Origin of the sequence: Streptomyces sp. NPDC048479 (assembly GCF_040651435.1) — a bacterium.
GTDB lineage: Bacteria > Actinomycetota > Actinomycetes > Streptomycetales > Streptomycetaceae > Streptomyces.
Genome location: NZ_JBEZKA010000057.1, coordinates 1 through 22636, shown reverse-complemented (window position 1 = coordinate 22636; position 22636 = coordinate 1). Strand labels below are relative to the sequence as shown.

Annotated in this window: 28 protein-coding genes and 2 pseudogenes; 12 read left to right on the top strand and 18 right to left on the bottom strand. The window is 68.5% G+C overall.

Annotated elements, in window-relative coordinates; genetic code table 11:
- Positions 1 to 412 precede the first annotated feature (412 nt).
- From AB0D12_RS39560 to AB0D12_RS39535, 6 genes and pseudogenes are all read right to left on the bottom strand, one after another.
- Positions 413 to 831, bottom strand: a pseudogene (locus tag AB0D12_RS39560) (transposase); the annotation flags it as partial.
- Between the two features lie 309 nt (positions 832 to 1140).
- On the bottom strand, positions 1141 to 1788 hold the full coding sequence (locus AB0D12_RS39555) for a class I SAM-dependent methyltransferase (protein WP_362694449.1): 648 nt from the start codon (positions 1786 to 1788) through the stop codon (positions 1141 to 1143).
- Positions 1789 to 1873: 85 nt separating this feature from the next.
- Entirely contained in the window at positions 1874 to 2107 is a 234-nt protein-coding gene (locus tag AB0D12_RS39550) for a hypothetical protein (protein WP_362694446.1), read from the bottom strand.
- Between the two features lie 13 nt (positions 2108 to 2120).
- Complete coding sequence (locus AB0D12_RS39545) at positions 2121 to 2381, bottom strand: hypothetical protein (RefSeq protein ID WP_362694443.1); 261 nt, start codon at positions 2379 to 2381, stop codon at positions 2121 to 2123.
- A 37-nt stretch (positions 2382 to 2418) separates the two neighbouring features.
- The gene (locus tag AB0D12_RS39540; RefSeq protein WP_362694440.1) at positions 2419 to 2592 is read right to left on the bottom strand and encodes a hypothetical protein; all 174 of its coding nucleotides are present in this window, start codon (positions 2590 to 2592) and stop codon (positions 2419 to 2421) included.
- A gap of 368 nt (positions 2593 to 2960) precedes the next feature.
- The gene (locus tag AB0D12_RS39535) at positions 2961 to 3575 is read right to left on the bottom strand and encodes a helix-turn-helix domain-containing protein (RefSeq protein ID WP_362694437.1); all 615 of its coding nucleotides are present in this window, start codon (positions 3573 to 3575) and stop codon (positions 2961 to 2963) included.
- 168 nt (positions 3576 to 3743) lie between these two features.
- Here AB0D12_RS39535 and AB0D12_RS39530 point away from each other — a divergent pair, with 168 nt between their 5' ends.
- The 3 genes from AB0D12_RS39530 (at position 3744) to AB0D12_RS39520 (ending at position 7277) form a co-directional block, all read left to right on the top strand.
- A complete protein-coding gene (locus tag AB0D12_RS39530; protein ID WP_362694434.1) occupies positions 3744 to 4703 on the top strand; it encodes a chlorophyllase in 960 nt (319 codons plus the stop codon).
- Positions 4704 to 5148: 445 nt separating this feature from the next.
- On the top strand, positions 5149 to 6363 hold the full coding sequence (locus AB0D12_RS39525) for an FAD-dependent oxidoreductase (protein ID WP_362694431.1): 1215 nt from the start codon (positions 5149 to 5151) through the stop codon (positions 6361 to 6363).
- 17 nt (positions 6364 to 6380) lie between these two features.
- Complete coding sequence (locus AB0D12_RS39520) at positions 6381 to 7277, top strand: RNA polymerase sigma-70 factor (protein WP_362694428.1); 897 nt, start codon at positions 6381 to 6383, stop codon at positions 7275 to 7277.
- A 223-nt stretch (positions 7278 to 7500) separates the two neighbouring features.
- On the opposite strand, the gene AB0D12_RS39515 is transcribed toward AB0D12_RS39520, so the two are convergent.
- Positions 7501 to 9195 (bottom strand): acetolactate synthase large subunit, encoded by a 1695-nt coding sequence (locus AB0D12_RS39515; RefSeq protein WP_362694425.1) that lies wholly within the window; start codon positions 9193 to 9195, stop codon positions 7501 to 7503.
- A gap of 22 nt (positions 9196 to 9217) precedes the next feature.
- On the opposite strand from AB0D12_RS39515, the gene AB0D12_RS39510 reads away from it, so the two are divergent.
- Entirely contained in the window at positions 9218 to 9376 is a 159-nt protein-coding gene (locus AB0D12_RS39510; RefSeq protein WP_362694423.1) for a hypothetical protein, read from the top strand.
- Positions 9377 to 9449: 73 nt separating this feature from the next.
- A complete protein-coding gene (locus AB0D12_RS39505; protein ID WP_362694455.1) occupies positions 9450 to 10127 on the top strand; it encodes a flavodoxin family protein in 678 nt (225 codons plus the stop codon).
- Positions 10128 to 10394: 267 nt separating this feature from the next.
- Here the strand turns inward: AB0D12_RS39505 and AB0D12_RS39500 are convergent, their stop codons facing one another.
- Positions 10395 to 10520 carry a hypothetical protein gene (locus AB0D12_RS39500; RefSeq protein ID WP_362694420.1) on the bottom strand — a complete coding sequence of 42 codons (126 nt, stop codon included), beginning with the start codon at positions 10518 to 10520 and terminating at the stop codon, positions 10395 to 10397.
- A gap of 17 nt (positions 10521 to 10537) precedes the next feature.
- Between AB0D12_RS39500 and AB0D12_RS39495 the strand changes: the two genes are divergently transcribed.
- Positions 10538 to 10954 (top strand): helicase associated domain-containing protein, encoded by a 417-nt coding sequence (locus tag AB0D12_RS39495; protein ID WP_362694417.1) that lies wholly within the window; start codon positions 10538 to 10540, stop codon positions 10952 to 10954.
- Here AB0D12_RS39495 and AB0D12_RS39490 read toward each other — a convergent pair.
- The 3 genes and pseudogenes from AB0D12_RS39490 to AB0D12_RS39480 all read right to left on the bottom strand — a co-directional run.
- Positions 10951 to 11184 carry a helix-turn-helix transcriptional regulator gene (locus AB0D12_RS39490; RefSeq protein WP_362694414.1) on the bottom strand — a complete coding sequence of 78 codons (234 nt, stop codon included), beginning with the start codon at positions 11182 to 11184 and terminating at the stop codon, positions 10951 to 10953. The two genes, AB0D12_RS39495 and AB0D12_RS39490, sit on opposite strands and share 4 nt — an antisense overlap.
- Positions 11184 to 11771: a DUF2975 domain-containing protein gene (locus AB0D12_RS39485; protein WP_362694412.1), complete on the bottom strand. Its 588-nt coding sequence runs from the start codon at positions 11769 to 11771 to the stop codon at positions 11184 to 11186. Before AB0D12_RS39485 ends, AB0D12_RS39490 begins: the two co-directional genes overlap by 1 nt.
- 408 nt (positions 11772 to 12179) lie before the next feature.
- Positions 12180 to 12428: pseudogene (locus AB0D12_RS39480) on the bottom strand (MarR family transcriptional regulator); the annotation flags it as partial.
- Here AB0D12_RS39480 and AB0D12_RS39475 point away from each other — a divergent pair.
- On the top strand, positions 12418 to 12741 hold the full coding sequence (locus tag AB0D12_RS39475; protein WP_362694409.1) for a hypothetical protein: 324 nt from the start codon (positions 12418 to 12420) through the stop codon (positions 12739 to 12741). The pseudogene AB0D12_RS39480 and the gene AB0D12_RS39475 overlap by 11 nt on opposite strands.
- Before the next feature lie 116 nt (positions 12742 to 12857).
- Positions 12858 to 13181 (top strand): hypothetical protein, encoded by a 324-nt coding sequence (locus AB0D12_RS39470; protein ID WP_362694406.1) that lies wholly within the window; start codon positions 12858 to 12860, stop codon positions 13179 to 13181.
- Positions 13182 to 13185: 4 nt separating this feature from the next.
- Here the strand turns inward: AB0D12_RS39470 and AB0D12_RS39465 are convergent, their stop codons facing one another.
- Complete coding sequence (locus AB0D12_RS39465; protein ID WP_362694404.1) at positions 13186 to 13890, bottom strand: TetR/AcrR family transcriptional regulator C-terminal domain-containing protein; 705 nt, start codon at positions 13888 to 13890, stop codon at positions 13186 to 13188.
- A 56-nt stretch (positions 13891 to 13946) separates the two neighbouring features.
- On the opposite strand from AB0D12_RS39465, the gene AB0D12_RS39460 reads away from it, so the two are divergent.
- The gene (locus tag AB0D12_RS39460; RefSeq protein ID WP_362694401.1) at positions 13947 to 15527 is read left to right on the top strand and encodes an FAD-dependent monooxygenase; all 1581 of its coding nucleotides are present in this window, start codon (positions 13947 to 13949) and stop codon (positions 15525 to 15527) included.
- A gap of 35 nt (positions 15528 to 15562) precedes the next feature.
- Here the strand turns inward: AB0D12_RS39460 and AB0D12_RS39455 are convergent, their stop codons facing one another.
- The 3 genes from AB0D12_RS39455 to AB0D12_RS39445 form a co-directional block, all read right to left on the bottom strand.
- The gene (locus AB0D12_RS39455; RefSeq protein WP_362694398.1) at positions 15563 to 16021 is read right to left on the bottom strand and encodes a hypothetical protein; all 459 of its coding nucleotides are present in this window, start codon (positions 16019 to 16021) and stop codon (positions 15563 to 15565) included.
- Between the two features lie 143 nt (positions 16022 to 16164).
- On the bottom strand, positions 16165 to 16419 hold the full coding sequence (locus AB0D12_RS39450; RefSeq protein ID WP_362694395.1) for a hypothetical protein: 255 nt from the start codon (positions 16417 to 16419) through the stop codon (positions 16165 to 16167).
- 68 nt (positions 16420 to 16487) lie between these two features.
- Positions 16488 to 17162, bottom strand: coding sequence for a DUF4328 domain-containing protein (locus AB0D12_RS39445; protein WP_362694392.1), 675 nt, complete (start codon positions 17160 to 17162; stop codon positions 16488 to 16490).
- Positions 17163 to 17768: 606 nt separating this feature from the next.
- Here AB0D12_RS39445 and AB0D12_RS39440 point away from each other — a divergent pair.
- Entirely contained in the window at positions 17769 to 18998 is a 1230-nt protein-coding gene (locus tag AB0D12_RS39440) for a hypothetical protein (protein ID WP_362694389.1), read from the top strand.
- A gap of 100 nt (positions 18999 to 19098) precedes the next feature.
- Here the strand turns inward: AB0D12_RS39440 and AB0D12_RS39435 are convergent, their stop codons facing one another.
- Both AB0D12_RS39435 and AB0D12_RS39430 read right to left on the bottom strand, forming a co-directional pair.
- Positions 19099 to 19611 carry a hypothetical protein gene (locus AB0D12_RS39435; RefSeq protein WP_362694386.1) on the bottom strand — a complete coding sequence of 171 codons (513 nt, stop codon included), beginning with the start codon at positions 19609 to 19611 and terminating at the stop codon, positions 19099 to 19101.
- Positions 19608 to 19919: a sigma-70 region 4 domain-containing protein gene (locus tag AB0D12_RS39430; RefSeq protein ID WP_362694383.1), complete on the bottom strand. Its 312-nt coding sequence runs from the start codon at positions 19917 to 19919 to the stop codon at positions 19608 to 19610. The genes AB0D12_RS39435 and AB0D12_RS39430 overlap by 4 nt, the downstream gene beginning before the upstream one ends.
- Before the next feature lie 504 nt (positions 19920 to 20423).
- On the opposite strand from AB0D12_RS39430, the gene AB0D12_RS39425 reads away from it, so the two are divergent.
- Both AB0D12_RS39425 and AB0D12_RS39420 read left to right on the top strand, forming a co-directional pair.
- Positions 20424 to 20477, top strand: coding sequence for a hypothetical protein (locus tag AB0D12_RS39425; RefSeq protein ID WP_362694452.1), 54 nt, complete (start codon positions 20424 to 20426; stop codon positions 20475 to 20477).
- 205 nt (positions 20478 to 20682) lie between these two features.
- Positions 20683 to 21363: a hypothetical protein gene (locus AB0D12_RS39420; protein WP_362694380.1), complete on the top strand. Its 681-nt coding sequence runs from the start codon at positions 20683 to 20685 to the stop codon at positions 21361 to 21363.
- Positions 21364 to 21412: 49 nt separating this feature from the next.
- Here the strand turns inward: AB0D12_RS39420 and AB0D12_RS39415 are convergent, their stop codons facing one another.
- Positions 21413 to 22507 (bottom strand): hypothetical protein, encoded by a 1095-nt coding sequence (locus AB0D12_RS39415; RefSeq protein ID WP_362694377.1) that lies wholly within the window; start codon positions 22505 to 22507, stop codon positions 21413 to 21415.
- Positions 22508 to 22636 lie beyond the last annotated feature (129 nt).

Genomic DNA, 22636 nt, shown 5'->3' with positions numbered 1-22636 from the left:
TCACCCTTCGGTACTTGTCTGCTTGGCCGCTGACAAACCGAAGGGTGATCAACTCCTCTACTCGAACGCCTCTACGACGCGCCGAGAACTCTGGATGTGAGGTTGTACCTCGCTATGGAGATGAGGGTGTACGCGGACACTCCGCGGTGTGGCGCAACGGGCAGTGGAACGATTCGGTGCTCTTCTCCCTGCTCCGCGCGGAGCGGCCCGGCGGCGCACCGATGTGAGTGCGGGACGATGATCAACCGGACGGGACTCGGCGCCCGAGCTGAAGACCGCCAGGTATCTCCGTCCGCCGGGTGGCCGCCGGCCCGGCGCCCGCGTGAGAACGTGAGACTTGTGCGGCCGATCAAGTCCGCAACCAGATGGCCAGGGCTGCCGCTGTGGTGGTGCCGAGGTAGACGTAGCCGCGTTTGTCGTAGCGGGTGGCGACCGCCCGGGACTGTTTGAGGCAGTTGATGGCCCCCGTTCGACGGTGTGGCGTTTCTTGTAGCGGTCTTCGTCGAAGCCTGGTGGCCGTCCGCCGCGTGAGCCTTTGCGCAGACGGGCGGCCTGGCTGTCGGTCTTCTCCGGGATGGTGCGCCGGATGCCCCGTCGTCGTAGGTACTCACGGCAGGGCCCGTTGCTGTATGCCTTGTCGGGCGCCAGGCTGTCCGGCTTCCTGCGCGGCCGTCCCGGGCCGAGCTTGGCGACGCGGATCTTCTCCAGCACGGCGATGAACTGGGTGCAGTCCGCCCGCTGGGCCGGAGTGCCGATCAGGGAGAGCGGGCGGCAGCGGCTGTCCGCGCTCAGATGGAGCTTGCTGGTGAACCCGCCCCGCGAGCGGCCCAGGCCCTCACCTCCAGCACCACCTCCACCAGGCGGCCGACGAGGCTCTGCCATGGCGTCTCGTCCTGGTGTTCTGTCATGTCGGCCCCCTTTGACGCGGGTGCCGGTGGCTGGTCGGTGCGGGCGCCGGCCGCATGTTGGTGAGCGCGGACGATGGTGGAGTCGACCGTCGCGGATCATGGCTGCGTCGTCGGTGTCCTTCACCGCCGCACGATGGGCACAGGGCAGCACACACCAACCGATGATCACCGGTGGCCGCATCCGTCTCCGCACCGCCCCTGACCAGTCAGATCGGCATCTACGGCTGGAGTTCTAGGCTTTGCGGGCGAGCAGTTGAATCTCCTGGAACTGCCGTCGGTCGGTGGGCTGAGGCTCGCGAACCATCCGGGCTACCTCGGCCAACCCGGACTCGCGCAGCAACGCGGCGAGGTGATCCGGCGACCACCGATAGGCCAGCGCGACTGTGTGATCGAAGACCTGCGTGGGGTGAGACGGATCATCGCTGGCCGAAAAGCCGACCAGAAGGTGGCCGCCAGGTGCCAGCACGCGGTGGAACTCCGCCAAGATGGCGGGGAGTTCTTGCGGCGGCGTGTGGATGATGGACCAACGTGAGAGTGCGCCGCCCAGCACGCCGTCAGCGATGTTCAATGCGGCCATCGAGCCCACGTCGAACCGCAGGCCCGGATGGGCCTGTCGAGCCAACTTGATCATCGTAGGAGAGGCATCAACGCCAAACGCCGCCAGCCCCAACTCGTCCAGATAAGCGGTGATATGGCCAGGTCCACACCCCAGGTCCGCGACCTGACGGTCCCCACTCGCACTTACGACCTCGGCGAAGGCACGCAAGATCGCGCGGTCCAGGGGACTGTCACGCAGCGTGTCGCGGAACAGCTCCGCATAGCTGGGGGCAGCAGCGTCGTAAGCCTCGCGGGTGGCACTGAGGGCATCGTGTTCGAGCATGCTCGCGACAGTAGTTCCTGGCGCTGAGGCGAGCCGGAAGAATCACGATCTTCCCTCCCGCCCGTTCGCCCGGGCTATCGCTGGTTCAGAGAAGCCTGCATCCGCTGTCGATGCTGAGCATCAACCCGAAGATGCTGCCCGCCTGGACGAGCTGGAGGAGGGCCTCCTCGCCCGCCGCGAGCGCGCTGTCGCCGAGGACTGACGGGGTGAGATCGACGGACTCGATCTCACCCTCACCTTTCTGCGCAGCAAGCACGAGCAGGCCCACTGCTTCGCGCGAAGCGGCCCGGTCTCCCTCGGGCTTCCCGTGGTTCCTCATCAAAAGCCCCAGGTCACACAAGGGCGATCAGGAGAGCGGAGATCAGTAAGGCGGCCTGATGCAGGGCCTGGTCGGTCAAGTACATGCCGTTCATCCCGCCCGCCTTCAGCTCCGTGAAGCCCTTGGACCCGATGTGCTCCAGCAGCCAGCGGACCGGCCACCGGCGATCGAAGAACGCGTGCGTCACCGCCGAGACGGCGAGCCCCGCCGCCAGGCCGGTCCAGGACATCTGAAGCGGGAGGACGGCCCAGACCAGGGCCAGCAACGCGGCCATCACAAGTAGTACTGGGCAACGTGTCCCAGGCAAGCGCTCAGCCTCGACGGGGCTGACCGTCCGCGACCTCGGCCGCCGCCGGCGCCGCCTTGCCCGCGGCCTGATGGTCGGTCTGCCCGTTCACGTGGTCCGCGAGGTTGTGACCGACGGAGAGAACCGCCCACACCGCCCCGAACGTCGCGAGAGTCGCGACCTGCTCGATGCTCGTCACCGGGCACCCCCGACAACCGAGTTGACCTGGGGCGGAAGGGCGAGGCTGGCATCCGGCCGGTCTTCATGCACCAGCGGAGGAAGGTCTGCGCTGGGCGCCGCGTGGCCAGCTTTCGCGATCTTCGCCGGGGAGATCTGGGCAGGACGAGCACCACGGCCTCGTCGGGCGGAGTCGTCGTACGGCTGCATCTCGCCGGCCCTGACGTAGCCCCAGGACTTACGTCGGGGGCGGACCTTGTGGTGGGCTGCTCGACAAGCAGCGAGGCACCGGCTTCGGGCCGGTGGCGCATGAGTTCGTCGAGCATCACACGGGTTACTTCAGTGCCGCGCCAGGGGGTACGGACCATGACCTCGCACAGGCCGAAGGGGTCATCGAGTGTCGTCGACGTCAGGAGACTGCGGTCGCCGTAGTCCCTGGAGGAGCAGTTCGATCAACCGGCGGGGGTCGTAGCGGGGGTCGCTGTCGTGTCCGATGCAGAGGTTGCCGATTCCGCGCATCAGTTCGTAGGCGTGCGTGCCGGGCCTGATTTCGCCGGCGTCGGCCGCGGCGTCGAGAAGTTGCGTGCAGACGGGCACCAGGTGGTCGAGGAAATAGGCGTGGAGCGCGTCGAAGCCGCCGCTGTCCGATTGCAGCGCGTTGGCGAGTCCGTGCTTGGTGACCAGGAAATCGACGAAGAGGTCGACCCACTGGCGGAGGGCAGCGAGTGGAGAGACGGCACTGGCCAGCAGGCGCGGGCCGGCCTCGGCGCATGCCTCGACCTGGTGGCGGTAGACGGCGACGACGAGATCCGCCCGGGTCGGGAAGTGGCGGTAGATCGTCCCCATCCCGACGCCCGCTCGGGCCGCGATCTCCCGGATCGGCGCGTCGACCCCCGAGGCCACGAACACCTCGGCGGCGGCATCGAGCAGCGTCTGCTGGTTGCGCACCGCGTCGGCTCGCTTGCTGCGGGCCGACGCCCCTCTGGGCTCGCTTGCAGCGGGCACCACACTCTCCTTCCGACGGCCGTTGACGAAACGGAACGCTGCTCCGTATATTAATCGGAACGGCGCTCCGTTTTCAGGATAGCTGAAGCCGGGCGCTCTGACCCCGCCTCGCCCGCCGCCCGGCCGCATGGGTCCGGCGCTAGAGGCCATCGAAGGGAAATATGCGTCATGACTGCATCGACTGACACAGCCGACACCTTCAGCTCGCCCACTCCAGTCCTCTCGGTCAGTCCGGTCGTGCTGTCGGCTCCCGGCCGAGCCGCGGACCTGGAGGTGCGCGTCTCCGCCCCGGTGACCGGAAACGAACTGCCGGTCATCCTCCTCTCGCACGGTCTCGGCTTCTCGAACAACCTCTCCTCGCTGAACGGCTACGCCCCACTCGCCAACTTCTGGGCGGCACACGGCTTCGCCGTAATCCAGCCCACCCATCTGGACTCCAGGACGCTTAGCCTGGATCCCGACGCCCCCGGGGCGCCCCCGCACTGGCGCTCACGGGCCGAGGACATGAAGCGCATCCTCGACCAACTCGACGTGATCGAGGCCGCCGTCCCGCAGCTCCTCGGGCGCCTCGACCAAAGCAAGGTCGCCGTAGTCGGGCACTCGATGGGCGGGCACACCGCGAGCCTGCTCCTGGGCGCCCGGCTCACCGATCCGCACGACGGAACGGAAGTGAACATGGCCGAGCCCCGGATCAAGGCGGGTGTACTGCTTGCCGCGCCCGGCCGAGGCGGTGATGCCCTCACCGAGTTCACGGTCGAGAATTACTCCTTCTTCTTGACCACGGACTTCTCCGAGATGGCGACGCCCGCGCTCGTGGTCGCCGGCGACAAGGACACCTCTACCCACCTGACGGTTCGGGGCCCGGACTGGCACACCGATCCCTACTTCCTCTCCCCGGGCCCCAAGTCCCTGCTCACCCTGTTCGACGCAGAGCACGGGCTCGGCGGGATCTCCGGATACGACGTCGCCGAGACCACGGACGAGAACCCCGAGCGAGTGTCCGCGGTCCAGCGGCTCACCTGGGCCTACCTCCGCACCGAGCTCTACCCCGGGGATCCCGCCTGGCAGGCAGCGCGTGACGCGCTGACGGCCGGCCCCAACCCGCTCGGACGGGTCGAATCCAAGTAAGCCCAAAGAGACGCCATCTCCGTGCCGACCAACAGCACGAGATGGTCGCGCCCCCTCGTTCCCCGTGGGAGGAGCCAGGGCCCCCCGCGACACCAGGCGGAGATCGGCGAGGTCCTACATCGGGCGGTCTCAACCGTCGACGACGGCCGCGAGGCCTGAACAGGCCACGGCTGGGACGGGATCAGGGGATCCTGACGCTGCGGTCCAGGTACCGGCTGAACGGCGCGGCCAGGGCCTCCCCTCCTTCCTCGGCCGGCCACCGGTCGTCACCGGCTTCGCGACGGCGACACCGGGCAAGCAGATGATGGCGCCGACGACGTCCCAGCAGTCGGGCCGGAATCCGTCCAGGCGGCCACGCCTGTGGAGTGACCTGCCTCACATGGTGTCACAACGATCGATCACGCGGTGTCTTGAGGCCGAACCCCCTTGAAGCGGAGGAGACACCATGACTGAGAACACCGATGTGGTCGTGATCGGCGGCGGATACGCCGGCGTCATGGCGGCCAATCGCCTGAGGCAGCGCGACGACGTGACAGTGACCCTGATCAACCCGCGCCCGAGCTTCGTCGAGCGGGTCCGCCTGCACCAACTGGTGGGCGGGTCCGACGACGCGGTCGTCGACTACCGAGAGGTCCTGGGCGAGGGCGTCCGGCTGGTGGTCGACACCGTGACACGGATGGACGCGGCCGGGCGCCGTGTGACGTTGGCGTCGGGCGACACGGTCGGCTACGACTACCTGATCTACGCAGTGGGCAGTGGCAGCGCCGACCCGAGTGTGCCCGGGGCGGTGGAGTTCGCCTACCCGGTTGCCACCTTCGAGGAGGCGGGGCGGCTGCGGCCGGTCCTTGACGCCGCGCCTGCGACGGCCGCGGTGACGGTTGTCGGAGCCGGCCCGGCCGGCATCGAGACCGCCGCCGAGCTGGCGGAGGCGGGCCGTACCGTGACCCTGGTCTGCGGTGGAGTGCTCGGCCCGTACCTGCACCCCCGGGGCCGACGCTCGGTCGCCGAGCGGCTGGCCGCGCTCGGCGTGACCGTGCTCGAAGGCCCCGACACGAAGGTGACGGCTGTGACACGCGATGCCGTGCAGCTCAGCGACGGCCGCGATCTGCCGAGCGAGGTGACCATCTGGACCACCGGATTCGGTGTGCCGGACCTGGCCGGCCGCAGCGGGCTGACCACCGACGCCCTCGGCCGCCTCCTCACGGACGAGACCCTCACCAGCGTGGACGACCCGCGCATCGTCGCGGCCGGCGACTCCGCGGCACCCTCGGGCCTAGCGCTTCGGATGAGCTGCCAGGCCGCGATGCCTCTGGGCGCGCGGGCCGCCGACACGGTGCTCAGCCGGATCGCGGGCGAGCAGCCCTCGACCCTCAACCAGGTGTTCGCCGGGCAGTGCATCAGCCTGGGCCGACGCGCCGGCATCTTCCAGTTCGCCCACAGGTACGACGTCGCGCTGTGGTTCCACATCGACGGTCGCCCTGGCGCGAGGCTCAAGGAGTTCGTGTGCAAGGGCATCGTCAAGCATCTGGCTGGCGAGGCACGCAAGCCCGGTTCGTACAGCTTGCACCGCATCTCAGGAGGTCCCAAGCGCCAGCAGCTGCTGCAGGCCAAGCGCCGCGAGGCGCCGGCCACCCTCATCGGTAACCTGGGCCGGCCGTGAAAGAGAGGGGTCGAGAGATGAGCGACCACGCCACCAACGCGGCGACCGAGACTTTCGTCGCCCACCGCAACCTGCTCTTCACCGTCGCCTACGAGATGCTCGGATCGGCGGCCGACGCCGAAGACGTCCTCCAGGAGACCTGGCTGCGGTGGGTCAAGGTCGACCTGGGGCAGGTGCGCGACCAGCGCGCCTACCTGGTCCGGATCACAACCCGGCAGTCGCTCAACCGACTGCGCACAATGAAGCGCCGCAGGGAGGCGTATGTCGGCCAGTGGCTGCCCGAGCCGATGCTCACCGCGCCGGACGTGGCGGAGGATGTCGAGCTCGCTGAGAGTGTGTCGATGGCGATGATGCTCATCCTCGAGACGCTGTCGCCGACCGAGCGCGCCGTCTTCGTGCTGCGCGAGGTCTTCGATGTCGGCTACGACGAGATCGCGGCCGCCGTCGACAAGAGCCCCGGGGCCGTCCGCCAGATCGCCCACCGCGCCCGCCAGCACGTCGATGCCCGCCGCCCTCGCAAAGTGGTCTCCCCGAGCGAGGCTCGGGCGGCTCTGGAGTCGTTCCAGCGTGCGCTCGAAACCAGGGACCCGCAGGACCTCCTCGACGTGCTCGCCCCGGAGGTCGTCCTTGTGAGCGATGGCGGCGGCGTCAAGCGGGCTGCACTGCGGCCGGTCATCGGCGCCGAGAAGGTGGTCCGCTTCTACCTCGGCGGCTCCGGCAAGACCGAAGGCACGATCACCTGTGACCCCACCGTGGTCAACGGCAACCCGGCACTCGTCGTACGCCTGGACGGCGAGATCGACGGCGTCATGGCGATCCGTGTCGAGGACGCCCGCATCACCGGCCTCTACTACGTCCGCAACCCCGAGAAGCTGTCCCGCGTCGAATCCGAGACCCCGCTCACCCTGCGATGAATCCCCGTGGCGGATCAGCCACTTGGGGGTCAGATGCAGCGCTGAACCCCGTACGGTTCACTTCGCTTATCACAACATCGCCTGCCAGAACACTCAAAGCTCGCCTTGCCATATGGCTTTGCTGGACGAGCTTGTGCACCGAGGAGTAATCGTCATCGGTGCGTACCGCCACACCACAGCCTTCCGCGGCATCTGGCCAGGTCCGGCAGGTCTCTCCGGCAGCTCAGAAAGGCCCGTGGAGTTCGCCGAGCCGGCCGGTCAGCCGCAAGTTCTCGGAGTAATCGACCGGGCAGGCGATCACGGAGACCCCATCGTCGTCCAGTGCACGCCGCAGTGTCGGAAGCAGTTCGTCGGCCGCCTTGATGTGGTAGCCACGCGCGCCGAAGCTTTCCGCGTAGGAGACGAAATCGGGGTTGGTGAAGTGCGTGTGGCTGTGGCGTTCGAGTTCGAGCTCCATCTTCCAGGTGATCAGACCGTACTCCTCGTCGACCAGGACAAGCACCACCAACGGAATGCGTTCGCGGACCGCCGTCTCCAGCTCCTGGGAATTCATCAGGAACGAGCCGTCCCCCATCATGGCCAGCACGCGCCGCTCCGGACGGGCCAGCTTGGCCGCGATCGCACCGGGCAAGGCGAAGCCCATGGTGGAAAGGCCGTTGGAAACCAGGCAGGTGTCCGGCGAATAGGCAGGGTAGAGCCGGGCCATCCACATCTTCCCAGCGCCGGTGTCAGCGAGGACGATGTCCTCCCGGTCGAGCGCGGCCCGCACGTCGGCCACAACGCGCTGCGGCACGAGGGGGCAGGCGTCGTTGTTCCGGCCATAGTCAAGTTCCTCGGCGAGCAGAGAGCGGATGCGTTCACCGGCTCCTACTTCGAAGGCGAGGCCGTCGGGAAGCGCGGCTGCGAGCGCGTCCAGCCCCAGTGACAGATCGCCCTCGACGCCGACGGTGACCGGGTAGCGGGAATCGACCTCCGCCGGGAAACGGTGCAGGTGGACGATGCGCTTGTCGCCCTCCGGATTGATCTTCACCGGGTCGAACTCCTGGATCTCGTACCCCACGCAGATCAGGACGTCTGCCGAGTCGAATCCGAAGTTGGCGTAGTCGTGGCGCATGAAGCCCACCGCGCCGAGCGCGTTCACGTGATCGTCAGGGAAGACGCCCTTTCCGTGGAAGGTGGTCGCCACTGGGACGTTCAGCCGTTCCGCGAAACGTAGCAGGGCCGCCGACGCGCCCGCCCTGGCAGCACCATGACCGGCGAGCACCACAGGATGCTGCGCCGCCGCGACGACCTCCGCGGCGCGGGCGACCTGTGACGGCGACGGAGCGTCTGCGTAGACCGTATCGACCTGCAAGGGAGCGAGCGGTGTCCTGGTGCGCGACGCCTCGATGTCCTCGGGGACCGCGACGAAGACCGCCCCGGGACGCTCGCTCTGCGCGGTCTTGAACGCCTTGCGCACCATTTCCGGCACCGCTTCAGGACTCTGCACGTGCGCCGACCACTGAGTGACCGGCGCAAACATGGACACCAGATCGATGACCTGGTGGGACTCCTTGTGGACCCGGCTCAGCGAACCCTGCGCGGCCAGCGCCACCAGCGGGGTGCTGTTCGTCATCGCATCAGCGGCGCCCAGTGCCAGATTGATCGCCCCGGGGCCCAGCGTGGCCGAGCACACACCCGCCTTGCCGGTGAGCCGCCCGTAGATCTCCGCCATGAAGGAGGCACCCTGCTCGTGACGGACCAGGATGTACCGGATGGCTGAGCCGTTCAGGGCGTCGACAAAGCGGATGTTCTCCTCCCCCGGGATCCCGAAGACGTACTCCACGCCCTCGGCCTCCAAGCAGCGCACCATGAGATGGGCGACGTCGTCGGTCGCGGTTCCGGGGCTCTGCGGGCCGGGGCTGCGGTGAGTGTCCATGAGCCGAACCTAGGCATGCCGAGTGCGCACGGACCACGCACCGGCCCCCGGCCGGGTGAACTCCCGTCAGCCGTCACACCGTGGCAGTTCGGCCGTCGGAGTGATCGTCATCGTCCTTCTGCGCCGCTACGGCGACGGAGACGACCCGGCCCGCACGATGGAGGGCGTCGCACCGCTGTGAACGCCACGGCGGCAGGATCCAGGAGCACTCTGTGAACACCCAGCCGCCCCCTTCTTACGACGGTCTCCGTGCAATGTTCATCAACTGCACGCTCAAGCGGTCACCCGACGTGAGCAACACCGAGGGGCTGATCGACAAGAGCCGCACGGTGATGGAGTCGAACGGAGTCGCCACCGAGCTCGTACGAGCCGTTGACCACGACATCGCGACCGGCGTGTGGCCGGACATGACCGAGCACGGATGGGCCACCGACGAGTGGCCGGCGCTGTACGAACGGGTGATGGCGGCCGACATCCTGGTGCTCGCGGGGCCGATCTGGCTGGGGGACAACAGCTCCGTCATGAAGCAGGTCATCGAGCGGCTCTATGCAGGCTCGTCACTGCTCAACGACCGCGGACAGTACGCGTATTACGGACGCGTGGGCGGCTGCCTGATCACCGGAAACGAGGACGGCGTGAAGCACTGCGCCATGAACGTCCTCTACAGCCTCCAGCACCTCGGCTACACCATCCCGCCGCAGGCCGACGCGGGCTGGATCGGCGAGGCCGGCCCCGGACCCTCGTACCTCGACCCCGGGTCCGGCGGGCCGGAGAACGACTTCACCAACCGCAACACCACCTTCATGACCTGGAACCTGATGCACCTCGCCGCCATGCTCAAGCACGCCGGCGGCATCCCCGCCCGCGGCAACCAGCGCTCCGAATGGGACGCGGGCTGCCGCTCCGACTTCCCCAACCCCGAACACCGCTGAGCAGCCTGGGGAAATCGATGATGGGGCAATAGGTGGCCAGGCGAGCAGCAGTTCCGCGTCGAGCCTGCGGCGCGTCCTACGGCTTACCGGTGGGTGCTGACCTCGTCACGGGTCTCAGGCGCCTGGGGCCGTCAGTCCTGGGTGAGGGTGTCGGCGGCCGGCCAGATGCCGTTGTCCGGCATCGCCAACCGCTCGGACAGGGGCCGCCGCCACTCCGGCGGTGTGAACGGCTCGCCCAGTAGTCGGTCACCCGGACAGCCGCCCCTGCTACCAGCTCAGCATCCGCCAGTACAGCACCATGGTCCTGCCTTCCTCGGTGGGAATCACTCCCACTGCACGGATCTCCGCGGCCCCGGCCAAGAAGAGCGCGGCCGGCGCTCCGGGCACGTCCACGGCCTTTCCAGCGGGGCGTGCAGGCGCTGGCGCAGTACATCGCACGGGAGGGTGCCGACAAGCCGGTGCCGCGCGGGCACCTCGAACCGCTCGTGGTGGAGGGCCAGCAGGAGCTGATGGAGCACCGGCTTGGCGTGTGGCTGTCGAACACCAAGAGCCGCCGGGACAAGCTCACCCACGACCAGCGGACCGCCCTCGCGGAGCTGGGCATGGCTCTCCCTGATAGACCCCCGGCAACGGGTCACTCGTTCCTCGGGGGACCGCTCGGCCAAGAGGGTGCGCGTGCGCTCGATCGTGTTGGGGGCCACTCCCCCGTCGGCCTGCACTGCCATCCCGGCGATTCGGCGAAACGCGCCGTGCAGCCGAGGACGCAGCTCCGTGATCTCGCTTGCTGTCCCACCGCCCGGTGGACCCCGCTGGGGATGACTGGCTAGGCCGGCTCGGCGGGGTCGTGGGTGATCAGATCTCCCGGCTGGCACTGGAGGACATCGCAGATCCTCGACAGGGTCGAGAAGCGGATGGCCTTGGCCCGCCCGTTCTTGAGCACGGACAGGTTGACGACGGTGATGCCCACCTGCGCGGACAGTTCGGTGAGCGTCATGCCGCGCTCGGCGAGGAGCCGGTCGAGGTGGATCCGGATCGCGTGGAGTTCCTCCTCGGGCATCAGATGGTCCCTTCGAGGTCCTCTCGCATGCGCACGCCCTCGCGCATGATCTTCCCCATGATCACTGCGGCGAGGCCAGCGAGGACGAGCGCCTGCGGCCCGGAGACCGTCGGCCCAGAACCCGCGACCGGCGCCATGCTCCCGACGAGCCAGGACTGCGACCAGCCGACGACGAGGCCGGCCAGCGGCGTGCCCACGGTGACGAACCAGCCGAGTACGGAGAGCCGTTGCGACACCGCGTCGGTGAACGGCCCCTGCAGCAGGACGGCCTTCAGTAGCCGGGAGAAGAGCAGCAGCGCGAGGGAACCGAACAGCAGCCAGGGCAGTTCTCCCCCGAGGTCGGCGGCGCGCTGCCCCACGGAGGGACTGTCCTGGCAGAGGCGCGTGGCACTGCTGGATGCCTCCACGCCCTTGCCCATCGGCAGGTGGTCCGGCGCCAGTGAGGCATTGCGCCAGAAGTCCGTCTGCACGCAGACCGCCCCGTCGTCGAGCATGTGCGTGACCCCCTTGCCTATGAAGGCGAGCCCGCAGAGCACCGCCAGCGCAAAGGTGACCGAGGCCAGGGTCCTCGTGAGTCGCGTGTTCACCGCATACCTTCCTATCGATTTTCGATATGCCCAAGACTAGAGGAGCATATCGATATTCGACAAGTTCATGGCCGCCGACGAGACCGCCCCGGCAGGGCTGGGAGATGGGGCACGAGCCGGAAGCGGGCCGCGTGGTACTGGATGGCCACCTTGCCCTTCCCTGTCCGACAGGGCGGGCCCGTAGGGGCGGCGCAGGTGGACATCGGGCAGGCGCGCGATTCCACGCGTTTGAAGTCGTCGCTCACGACCCAGAGCATTTCATGAGGGTGTTTCAGGCGTTCAGCCGTTTGCAACAACTCATGAAACACGATCGCCGCAGGTGAACCACCGCGCCTCACCGTGTTTCACAGGCGACCACCTATGAAGCAGCGACCCGGGCAGCGTTGATGCCGTATGCCACTATGCGGCTCAGGAGGTCCGGGTGTGGTGGTCCAGCAAGCGAGTGAGCAACTGCACGAACTGGTCGCGTTCGGCCGGACTCAGCGGCGCGAGCAGTTCGTCGTGGAGGTCGTCCAGGGCCTTGTCGAGGAGGCGTAGGCGGCGGCGGCCTTGGGTGGAGATCGTGATGATGTTGCGACGCCGGTCGTCGGGATCCGGCGCCCGCTCGACGAGGTCACGCTCGGCCAGTTCGTTGAGCACGCCGACCATGTCCGCCCTGGCCGAGGAAGCCGGGCTGAAACGCAACAAGCTCACCCACAAGCACACGGGGCTGAAGGACCTGTTCTACGCCCTGGTGCGCGTGCAGGACTCCCGGCCCAAGGCATTCGACGGCCTCAAGTGGCAGAACGACGAGCTGAAGAGGAAGCTCTCGGACCTGCGCGGCGAGCACAACCAGCTGCGCACGGACGTCAAGCAGATGGCGCGCGTGGTCCACGTGCTGGAGGCCGAGAACCAGCAGCTGAGACAGTCGGCCGGGAAGAGGGGTGTGGTCCGGGCGTTCCCAGTTCAGCAGCGGCCTCCCGCCCGGTGACAAGGGCAGCAGGTCATGGGCGCGGAGCACCGTGAACTCCCGCGGGAGCGGAGCCCAAGAGCTGGGCGGTCCCGTCAGCGGCCGGGGACGGTGCCCGCGCCGGCACGTCCGCTCCGTTGGGATCCGACGGGCGCCCGGGTCACGAGGTCGGGCACCGTCGTGCCGGTGGGCTGGGTGACGACGATGTGCGCCGCCTGCGCCGCGACCCCCGAGCCTCGATCGTCGTTGCCGCCCCGGTGGGTGAACGCGAACGCTGGGTATCGATCGCGGGCACCGTCACGGTCGAACTCGACGGAGCCCACGACCTGGCCTCCCGCCTGCCGCCCGCTACTGGGACCTCGACGACCCGACCCGCGCCGCCGACCTGGCCCGGAATCCTGGCCGAGGACCAGGTCCGCCTCGTCCTCCACCCGGAGACCGTGAACCGCTACGCGTACTGACCGCTCAACGACCCAGCCGGGCCGCGAGCCCGTCGAGCACGCAGTCCAGGCCGAACGCGAACTCGACGTCGGGGTCGAGTTCCTCGGCTTCGAGGACGCGGCGGGCGAGCATCGGGTGTTCGCCCGCCGCGAGGACCTCGCTGATGTAGGGGCCGACGCTGCGCTGCCACTCCTCCTCGCTGAGCCCGGTGCGCTGCTCCGCGCGTCGAAGGGCCTGCTGGGCAGCGACCGAACCCAGCACGTACGCGTGCACGGCGCCGAGCGCCTGCGAGGCCAGGGTGATGTCGGGCGTGAGCGCGACGGCGGCGCGCAGCGCGCACTCGGACCGCCGCATCGAGTTGGGGCCGAGCGCGGGCCTCCCCGCCAGTTCACCCGCCAACCAAGGATGCCGCAGCAGCGTCGCACGCAACGCGTGCGCGACCGCCCCCAGATCGGCACGCCAGTCCTCAGTGGACTCGGGCAGCGGATCCTCGCCCTGCGCCGCGTCGACCATCAGGTCCACCAGCTCGTCGCGGTTGGTGATGTACCGGTAGAGCGAGGCAGTCCCGGAACCGAGATCACCCGCGACCCGCCGCATCGACACCGCCGCCAATCCCTCTGCGTCCGCGACGGCCAGCGCGGCGGCCACGTACTGGTCCACCCCAGGCGCGCGTCGACGCGGCTCGGGGCGCGGCCGGGTCCACACCGACGAGGGAACGGGTTCGGTCATCGGGGCGGTTCCTTTCCTCGTTGACCAGCATCCTACCTTCTGGCTACGATGTATCCATGACGGAGACGGCGTATCCAGAAGTACCAGTGCTCGTGGTCGGAGGCGGCAGCGTCGGCCTGCTCGCCGCGGCGCTGCTCACCCACCACGGCGTCCCCGCGGTGCTCGTCGAACGCCGGTCCGGGCCGTCGGTGCACCCACGTGCCACCGGCATCGGACCGCGCACCGTCGAGGTCCTCCGCGAACTCGGGCTCGACACCGCCGTCGACGCCGTCGCGGTCGACCTCCGGGGCGCCGCGGGCAAGGCGGTGGCGCGGACCGTCGTCGAGATGGGCGCGGGCGACGTCGTGACCGTGCCCATGCCGACCCCGTCCGCCGACGAACTGGACGTGACGCCGTTCAGACTGCGCGGCGTCTGCGCCCAGGACCGGCTCGACGCCGTCGTGGCAACCGACCTGGCACGCCGCGGAGCAGACCTGCGCTGGTCGACCCGCCTGGTCGGCATCGCGCAGGACGCCGACGGGGTCGACGTCGAACTGGAGGGACCCGACGGCCGCTACTCGCTGCGGTGCACGCGCGTAGTCGCCGCCGACGGCACGCACAGCACCGTGCGGACCGCGCTCGGGGTGGGCACCTCCGGGCCGGGCGACCTGGGCAAGTCGATGATCAACATCCTGTTCCGCGCCGACCTCCGACCGCACCTGCGGGGAATGTCCTTCGCCACCTGCACGATCACCACGCCGGAGGCACCCGGCCTGCTGGCCACCGTGGACGGCGAGACGAACTGGGTCTTCCACGTCCCCTGCGACGTCGACGGCGGCGAACGCCCCGAGGACTTCACGCACGAGCGCTGCGCCGCGGTCGTCCGGCTGGCGGTCGGCGATCCCGACCTCGACGTCGAGGTGCGCAGCGTGCTCTCGTGGCGGCCCCGGAGCGCAGCGGCCGAAAGCTTCGCCGTCGGCCGCGTGTTCCTCGTGGGCGACGCCGCGCACACTGTGTCGCCCCTGGGCGCGTTCGGCCTCAACACCGGGGTCGCCGACGCGCACAACCTGGCGTGGAAGCTGGCCGCCGTCCACCACGGCGAGGCCGGTGCCGGGCTGCTCGACACCTACGCGCACGAACGTGAACCGGTCGCCGCGGCGACGCTGGACCAGGCGATGCGCAGGCTCGCCGACCCGGAGCTGCACTGGGGACGCGGACCCGAGGCCGACGCCGCCAGGGCGGCGGCGGGGGTGTGGGCGGCGCCGGTCGTGCACCTCGGCCATAGGTACGACTCGGCCGCTGTTGTCGACCCGCGGCCGGAACTCCCGTCCACATTGGACCTGGTGCTGGACGGGTCGCCGGGTTCACGGGTGCCCCACGCGTGGACCGACGGGGTTTCCACGCTCGACCTGGTGGCGTCCCGGTGGACCCTGCTGGTGGGCGTCGCCAGCGAGCGCTGGCTCACCGCCGCGGCGGACGTCGGACTTTCAGCGCACCGCGTCGCGGTCCCGTGGCTCCCCGACGAAGGGGCCCTGCTCGTCCGTCCGGACGGGATCGTCGCGATGCGCACCACGGCGTCGGCGACGCATCCGGCGCGGTTCCTCACCGAGGTCTTGGACCAGGTGCTGGCCAGGCCGGTCCCGGTGCCGAGCACCTGAACGGGGGCGCCTCGACGGAGGCGCCCCCTTCGCGGCTAGAGCTTCGTCGTGCTGCCGTGGAAGTTCAAGAATGCGCGTGCACTTCCTTCTTCGGACCGCAGCTCGTCTCGTGCCCGCCGAAGAACGTCGAGAAGACGAGGGCCTCCAGCTGAAGGCCCTCGCCCGCGATCTCCCGCCACGCCCGGTGACGCGGTGGATTTCGGCGGTGGCGTGCGCCATCGCCGACTGCATCCGCACGCCGAGCACATCCAGTTGATCAAGCCGAGGTCGCAGGTCGAAGGCGATGAAGGAGCCGGCTGACCGGCGGCCAGGTGTGCGACGGTGTCGGGCCGGCGGTTCATGCGGGCCTGCAGCGCGGCGAAGTCGAGCCGGCCGCCACGGTGGATGACGGCCTCGCCGTCGAGCACCGCATCCTCACCCAGGGCGGTGGCGGCCGATGCGATTTCCGGGAACGCGGCCGTCAGGTCCCGAAGATTGCGCGATTGCGGATACACCCGACCGGCGCGCGAAAACCAGCAGGCGGTATCCGTCGTACTTGGGCTCGAACACCGTTCCATCAGGCAGCGGCGAGGGGCCGGGCAGCTGCGCGAGGGCCTGGCCAGCATCGGCGCCGGCGGAGGGGTGATGTGCGAGAGCGTCACGCGCTGCGGCTCTTGGGCCCGCTCGCTTTCTTGGCCGGGGCCTTCCTCGCCGGGGTCTTCTTGGCCGCGGCTGTGGTCTTCTTCGCAGCGCGCTTCTTGGGGATGTCGTGCCCGTTGGCGTCCTCGCCGGTCTCGCCGCGGGATTCCTTCACGCCCTGGACGGAGGCGTTGAGCGCAGCCATCAGATCGACGACCTCACCGGTCGGCGGCTGTTCGCCTTCGGCCTTCGGTGGTGCCTTCCCGTTCAGCATCGCTGCGGATCTGCGAGGATCTCGAGTGCAGCCAGGCGCGCGAGTCAGCCCGCCCCCGGGGGCGGGCCTCATACTGCGGCCTGTTCCGCTCGCCGCACCGCCTTGGTGAGTTGCATACGTGTGAGCCTTTGCACGACGACGACGGCCAGCAGCGCGGCGCCGATGTCGGTAAGGCTGCCGACGATGAAGGCGTCAGCGCCCGCCAGGAACTCGTCGGCCGTCTGGGCCATGTCGTACTGAGCGCCCGCAATGCCGTTGACCAGATTCGCGACGAGCCATGCCATCCACCAGACGTTGACGATGGTGTGTGGCTCCTGCTTCCCCGTGCCGTACGGGTCTTGGCGGCTGGCCGCCCAGATGTCGGCTGCGATCGCGCGCGGGAGGTAGAAATTCCCGATCGGCACGAACCAGCCGCCGATCGCCCAGCCCCGCCCGCGCCGCTGGAGATCCGGCGCGAACTCATCGGCGTTGGCCCGCACCCGGTGGAACCAGATGATGAAGACAACGGCAGTGGCGAACTGCGCGACCCCTTGGACGACGCCGGCGGCGTCCGTCACCGACAGGGCCTGCTCCAGGGCGGTCACCGAATAAGCCGTGCCCATCAGATTCCGCAGGCCGGCCGCGGCGAACAGGGAGAAGACGTCGGCCGCAACGACGATACAGAGCAGCGCGACCACGGCGTAGGAGAGCCCGACCGGCGAGCGCAGGACACCCGGCCGGCGCTCCGCGGGTCGTCCCGGCAAGGTGAGGACCACCACGGGGACAGCCGGGCAGCCGTCGCACAGGCCGTCATTGGTTGTGGCTGTGTTCTTCCGGCAGTTCGAGCAGAGCATGGCTGAGCAGACCCCCCACGGGCGCGATGACGCCCCTCCCCAGAGGCGTCGTGGAAAACTGGGACCGCACGCTGTGCGACCGCTCACGGACGATATGCCTCCTGCCCGGCCGCCGTCCAGCACGAATCCGCAGCTCAGCCCAGCGAGCGGCCGGTGCTTGGAAGGGCTGGAAATGCGACTCACAGAATGGGGCCGTGGATCGCCGATCTCACGATTGCCGGTGTGGCGCGACGTCGAAGCCGCTCCCGAGCCGCCAGCGGGCCGCACAGCCGATCTAGCCCTCCTCGAACAGTCGTTGAGTGCGTCCTACGGGTCACGCAGGACACCTGAGACTGAGCGCGATAGTTGGCGGACTGAGCGCAATACCTGGCGGACCTCGCTACCTGAGGTGCTCAAGGGGGCTTTGATCGGCATCGGTAGGCCGGTGACGACTGCTTGGTCAAGGACTGGTGCCTTCCTTGGCCGCCTCGAAAAATGTCTGGTGTCGGTACTGCGTCTCGGGCAGGCTCCACAACGATGAGCGACGAATCAGAGGGTGACCGGGCGTACGCGCCGGTGGACTCGGTCAAAGGGCTTCTACAACGAGGTCGGGGGCTGGGCGCGCTCCGCGCGATGGACGATCCCGCGACAGCCTGCGAGTTGGTGTACGACGAGGTCCGGCATGACTGGCGCTGGGACTCGGTGGACGACCGCTACCTCTTTCTGGCTCGCTTGACCCAAGGGCTGGGACTGGGACTGGAACCGGTGATCGCCCTGCTGACCGGTGACGAGGACGACTGCGAGCGGGCCACCCGCGTGCTGGAGCTGATAGCTGTCTCGGGTTCGGCCGAGGCCCGCGAAGCCCTGCGGGCCTACATCCGGGAAGGCGAGCACTGGGTGGATGTCCTTGAGTCGGTGGCGGGCATCTGGCCGACGGAGTGGTGGGACGACCTGGCCGATATCTCGCATGACCGGCTGAGCGGAGAGGAACCGCTGCTGTGGCGCTCCGAGCCCTGGCTGCGCTGGGGAACGGCGTACGGGGGGTCCCCACGCACGCGCCCGCAAGGGATGCACACCATCGAGCTGGGTCCGAGCCGCCGTCAGCTGCTGTCCGTACTTGCCGACTCCGACATGGACGACGGTACCAAGGCCCAGGCCCTACACACCTTGGCCGGCCGTCCGCCGGAGCCGGACCTGATCCCCCTGGTGCCCGAACTTGGGACGGTGGACGGCAAGTGGCCCCTGCCTTGGCTCGGGCGTGCGGTCGAGCGGCTCGGCGCCCTTGCCGTGGCGGAGGCACGCGCATGGGCGACGGACGAGCGAGATTGGTTGTCCTGGACCGGAATCCTGGTTCTGGCCGAACACGGCGAAGCCCAGGACCTGCCTGCGCTGATCCGGGAACTCGCCGCCCATGAGGAGGCGCGCCAATGGTGCGGGCCCGAGCGGCTGGCCGCCGGCCTGGCCCGCTTCGGGCCAGCGGCCGCGGAGGCCGCACCGATACTGCGCCGATTCTGGCTGCGCACCCCGCACTCCTACGAACGGCCGGGCTACCTGAAAGCACTGGCGGCCATTGACCCGGCTGGCCTCGACCGGGCGTACACCGAGTCCCTCTGGGACTGCGAACCGGACGCCCGCCTGCTGGGCATCGCCTCCGCACCCGACCTGCCGCAGGTCAGGCAGCGGCTCACCCAGCTGCGGGACGACCCGATGGAGGAGCCCGAGGTCAGGACCGCCGCAGGGGACCGCCTGGCAGCGAGCTGGCGTTGATTGCCTACTCCAACGGAATGAAGTCGCGGTCGGCCTCTCTCGGTATGACGGCCAGGCGGCACAGCGAACCCAGCTCCGCGGCTACCACCTCATGAGCGCGCTAGGTGTATTGCCCTGTGAGGTTGGGGACGCGGCCGGCGGGTGGTTGGCCGTCGATCACGGAGTTGGTGACCTGGTGGACCCGGTGCTGGGCCTCCCGGGTCTCCCCCAGGGCGATGTGGTGCAGGTGCAGGCAGTATGCGGCTGCACGGTGACCTACTCCGGCGGCGAGCTGCCACCAGAACTGGGCGCTCTCGGGATGCCCGGTCAGGTACAGCAGGCACGCAAAGACGGCGGCGCCCTCGACGTCCAGCTGGTCCTCCTCCACGTGGGTGGCCTGCGGGCCATCGGCCAGCCGGTCCACATGGATGGCCGCGCCGGGCCCATTGAGGATCCAGCGCGAGACCGCGGCCAGGTGCCGGCCGGCCTGAGCCGCCCGGGCCATGTCCGGCGGTGGCGCGGCCTGCGCCGCGTCAGCGGCCAGCCGGCGCAGCGCAGCTCCGACATCGACGGAGGCCGGGGAAGACGTCGGTACGAGGGAGTCGGCGAGGAGGTCTTCGATCGTGGGGGTCACTGTCCCTCCCCCTTCTCGTCCCTGCCGGAGGCGGCGGGCTTGTTCTTGCCGGGGGTGGCGGGCAGCTTCGGCTGCACACGCAGCCGTTCCTTGCCCTTGCGGCCGTGGTAGTCGACGGTGCGTGCGTCCAGGCCCATGAACAGGGCGATCCGGGCGGTCTTGTAGCCCAGGAGGTGACGCAGCTCGATCACCTTGAACTGCCGGGGCTGCAGCGCGGCGATCGCCTCGTACAGCCCGCTCGTGCCGACCTTGATCTCCAGCTCTTTCCTGACCGCGCGCAGGTTCTGGGCTATCGGTCCGTTGATCACGAACGCGGAAGTGCGGCCCTCGCGCTCGAGCCGGCGGGTGACATGACGGTGCAGGACCGTGAGGTCTGCTGTGAGACGTCACCCAGGACGTCGTCGTCGCTCACTCGGACCTCCGGCGTGCAGTACTCATCGCAGTTCCTTCGTTGAGGGCGGCACGGCAACGAGCCCGCACCGGGAGCCAGTTGGCTCTGATCACCACGATGTCGAGAACGTAGCCGGATCACTCAACGCCCCGGCAAGAAAAATCACCCGCCGATCATGAGCGGAACGCTACGTAATTCCGATCGTCGAGCTGCATCCATAAAGCCCTCTCGAACAGGGCAAATGAGCACCGGGTCGCGGTCCGCCCAACAGGCCCGCCATCTGAAGTGACAGAGGTCGGTCACAACAGAGTTGGGCGAAATCGAGCGCCCCCGCACCACCCGGTGATCGCCTCCCGCTCCCCTCCAGCGACCGAGTGAGCCGCGATCAGGATGACGGGACGGCGCGCCGAAGAAGACCGGCATTGATCTGGACTCGGGCACCGCCCGCATTGAGAAGCAAAGGCGGGAGTCGTGAGCCGACAGCAGCGCGTCCTGGACTGATACCCGGACCGGAAACGGTCCACCTCGTGCTCTCGGTGCGCGAACGGCCGACGAGGACCTGTTTGACCGCGGGCCATCTGCCGATCGTCGCGACGACGGCGGTGATGATGGCCGCGGCGGCGATGGTGAGCATGACGCTCCTCACAGTGGTCCTCTCTGCCCGCCGGTAGGTTGCCAGGATGTCTGACGGAATTCGATGGATCGGTGAGCACGCCTACGAGGATGGGAAGGGCGGCGTGCCCGGGATGCGTGGCAGCATTTCGCTGACAGCAGCCCGCGGCGTGGAGACGGAAGACTTCCTGGTACGCCTCGGAGCCGACCCCGAACAGCTTGACTGCCAGGACCTGTACAAAGACCGCAACGACCTAGCTTTACCGTCCGGCGGGTACGAGACGCATATCAACTGGGCCATGTACGGCACCTGCGGTGACTGGCTGTATGTGCTGGAAGACTGGGGCATGGCGACCTTCAACGCGGGTTACCGGAGTGTGGCGGCGATGGAGCCGCGCACTGGTGAGGAGATGGTCTGCCTGACGATGAACAGCTGGGATCCCCCGCAGCTGATCCTCCACGCGCCGGGCGACCACAACCGGACCTGGCAGGCGGAGTTCGGCGAGCCCGCCGAGTGGTCACCGACACTGGACGCCGCACTACGGGCGGCAGGCGCGGTGTTTCCTTCCGCGTACTACGACTCCGACACGACTGAGGAAGAGGAGCGACAGTACTTTGAGGAGCATCACAAACAGCTCCCCCAGGCCGTGTTCACCGGTGTCGGCCGCTACTGCGGTCTGACGATCGACCGCGCCACAGTCGAAGCCGGCCTCCTCCCGCTGGCCATCCTCCCGATGCCGGAGAGCTGACCCCACCGGCCGGTGGCGACGCCCCGCCTGGGACGCCACCACCGGCCTTTCAGGTGTTTGCCGCTACTTTGCGGTCATCGTGCAGACCACGGGCTTCACCGGCTTGCCGAACGCGTCGGTGGCCGCGCAGTTCCCGGTCATGCAGGTATCGAGCCCCCAGGCGTCCTTGTCGATGATGCGCATCTGCTGCGTGAAGCTGCTGAAGTTCCCGCCCATCGACTGCTGGTTCTGATTGCCGGAGATGGACGAGCGCCCGCACACCTCGTTGAACGTCGGCACCTTGCCGTTGTCGATGTTGTACAGGTAAATGTTCGTCCCGTGCTTCTTGGCGAAGGACTGCACGCAGGCCCTCCCCGTCCGGGTCACCGGTGGTGGTGCCGGTGGGGACGGCCTCGTTCAGGCTGCCTTCGCTTTTCTTCATGCCGCCGCTGTTGTAGGAGGACGCGAAGGCAAACTCGTCACAGTTCAGAGCGTCGTTCGCATCGTCCAGCGCTCCGGCATCACTGTTTGCCGCAGCCCACCCCTTGGGGCAGATACGGCCCCGGTTCGTCGCGTTCTGATCGCTGTTACCCATGTAGTACAGGGGCTTGCCATACGACTCCGCACCGGCATGGTTCGGCAGCATGGTCTGGATCAGCCACGCGTGCGCCGCAGCCTGCGGATGCTTCTTCGCGTTGAACACGTACGTCGGAGCCGAGTTGACGAACACAGAGCCCGTCGCCGTGTGCGTGGTCAGCGTGTCGCAGCGGATCTGGTCCAGGTCAGGGGTGTCCTGCCAGTAGCCCTTGCTCCACTGGTAGTCGACCTTCTGCACCATTCCGGGCGAGTGGACCTGACCTTCGATCTTGACGTCCGGCTTGAACCAGTACTTCATGTTGACTGCGGTCACATCCCACGTGTACTTCGCGGTCAGCGACGCGCCGTGCGTGTCGCCGGGCTTCCAGGTCGGGGGAGCCGTCCAGTCCCCACCCTGGGGCTCGATCGGCTTGCACGAGCCCTGGCAAATGTGACCGTTGAACGCGGACAGGCTGATCCCGCGGTCGAAATCATCCGGGATGTTGACCCCCTCGATGGTGAGGGGTTCGGTGAAGCTGTCCGTGCCGTCCAGGCGGAGCGTGCGGGTGAAGGTGAAATCAGCCTTCAAAGGCCACCCGCTAATCGCAGTGTTCGACGGCGAGGTAAGGGCTCGCAGAGAATCAACCTGTTGCTTCCCGTGTTTGAGCTCGTTGGTGTGGTATGCGCGTCTCCGAGTCGATCTGTGACCAACTCGCCG

What these genes read in the sequence shown, in the direction of transcription:
- AB0D12_RS39525 (WP_362694431.1), top strand. Translation starts at nt 5,149, where the DNA reads ATGACTGAGAACACCGATGTGGTCGTGATCGGCGGCGGATACGCCGGC.
- AB0D12_RS39460 (WP_362694401.1), top strand. Translation starts at nt 13,947, where the DNA reads ATGACGGAGACGGCGTATCCAGAAGTACCAGTGCTCGTGGTCGGAGGC.
- AB0D12_RS39465 (WP_362694404.1), bottom strand. Translation starts at nt 13,890, where the DNA reads ATGACCGAACCCGTTCCCTCGTCGGTGTGGACCCGGCCGCGCCCCGAG.
- AB0D12_RS39515 (WP_362694425.1), bottom strand. Translation starts at nt 9,195, where the DNA reads ATGGACACTCACCGCAGCCCCGGCCCGCAGAGCCCCGGAACCGCGACC.
- AB0D12_RS39420 (WP_362694380.1), top strand. Translation starts at nt 20,683, where the DNA reads ATGTCTGACGGAATTCGATGGATCGGTGAGCACGCCTACGAGGATGGG.
- AB0D12_RS39550 (WP_362694446.1), bottom strand. Translation starts at nt 2,107, where the DNA reads ATGAGGAACCACGGGAAGCCCGAGGGAGACCGGGCCGCTTCGCGCGAA.
- AB0D12_RS39530 (WP_362694434.1), top strand. Translation starts at nt 3,744, where the DNA reads ATGACTGCATCGACTGACACAGCCGACACCTTCAGCTCGCCCACTCCA.
- AB0D12_RS39545 (WP_362694443.1), bottom strand. Translation starts at nt 2,381, where the DNA reads ATGGCCGCGTTGCTGGCCCTGGTCTGGGCCGTCCTCCCGCTTCAGATG.
- AB0D12_RS39450 (WP_362694395.1), bottom strand. Translation starts at nt 16,419, where the DNA reads ATGCTGAACGGGAAGGCACCACCGAAGGCCGAAGGCGAACAGCCGCCG.
- AB0D12_RS39520 (WP_362694428.1), top strand. Translation starts at nt 6,381, where the DNA reads ATGAGCGACCACGCCACCAACGCGGCGACCGAGACTTTCGTCGCCCAC.
- AB0D12_RS39555 (WP_362694449.1), bottom strand. Translation starts at nt 1,788, where the DNA reads ATGCTCGAACACGATGCCCTCAGTGCCACCCGCGAGGCTTACGACGCT.
- AB0D12_RS39475 (WP_362694409.1), top strand. Translation starts at nt 12,418, where the DNA reads ATGTCCGCCCTGGCCGAGGAAGCCGGGCTGAAACGCAACAAGCTCACC.
- AB0D12_RS39505 (WP_362694455.1), top strand. Translation starts at nt 9,450, where the DNA reads ATGTTCATCAACTGCACGCTCAAGCGGTCACCCGACGTGAGCAACACC.
- AB0D12_RS39490 (WP_362694414.1), bottom strand. Translation starts at nt 11,184, where the DNA reads ATGCCCGAGGAGGAACTCCACGCGATCCGGATCCACCTCGACCGGCTC.
- AB0D12_RS39440 (WP_362694389.1), top strand. Translation starts at nt 17,769, where the DNA reads ATGAGCGACGAATCAGAGGGTGACCGGGCGTACGCGCCGGTGGACTCG.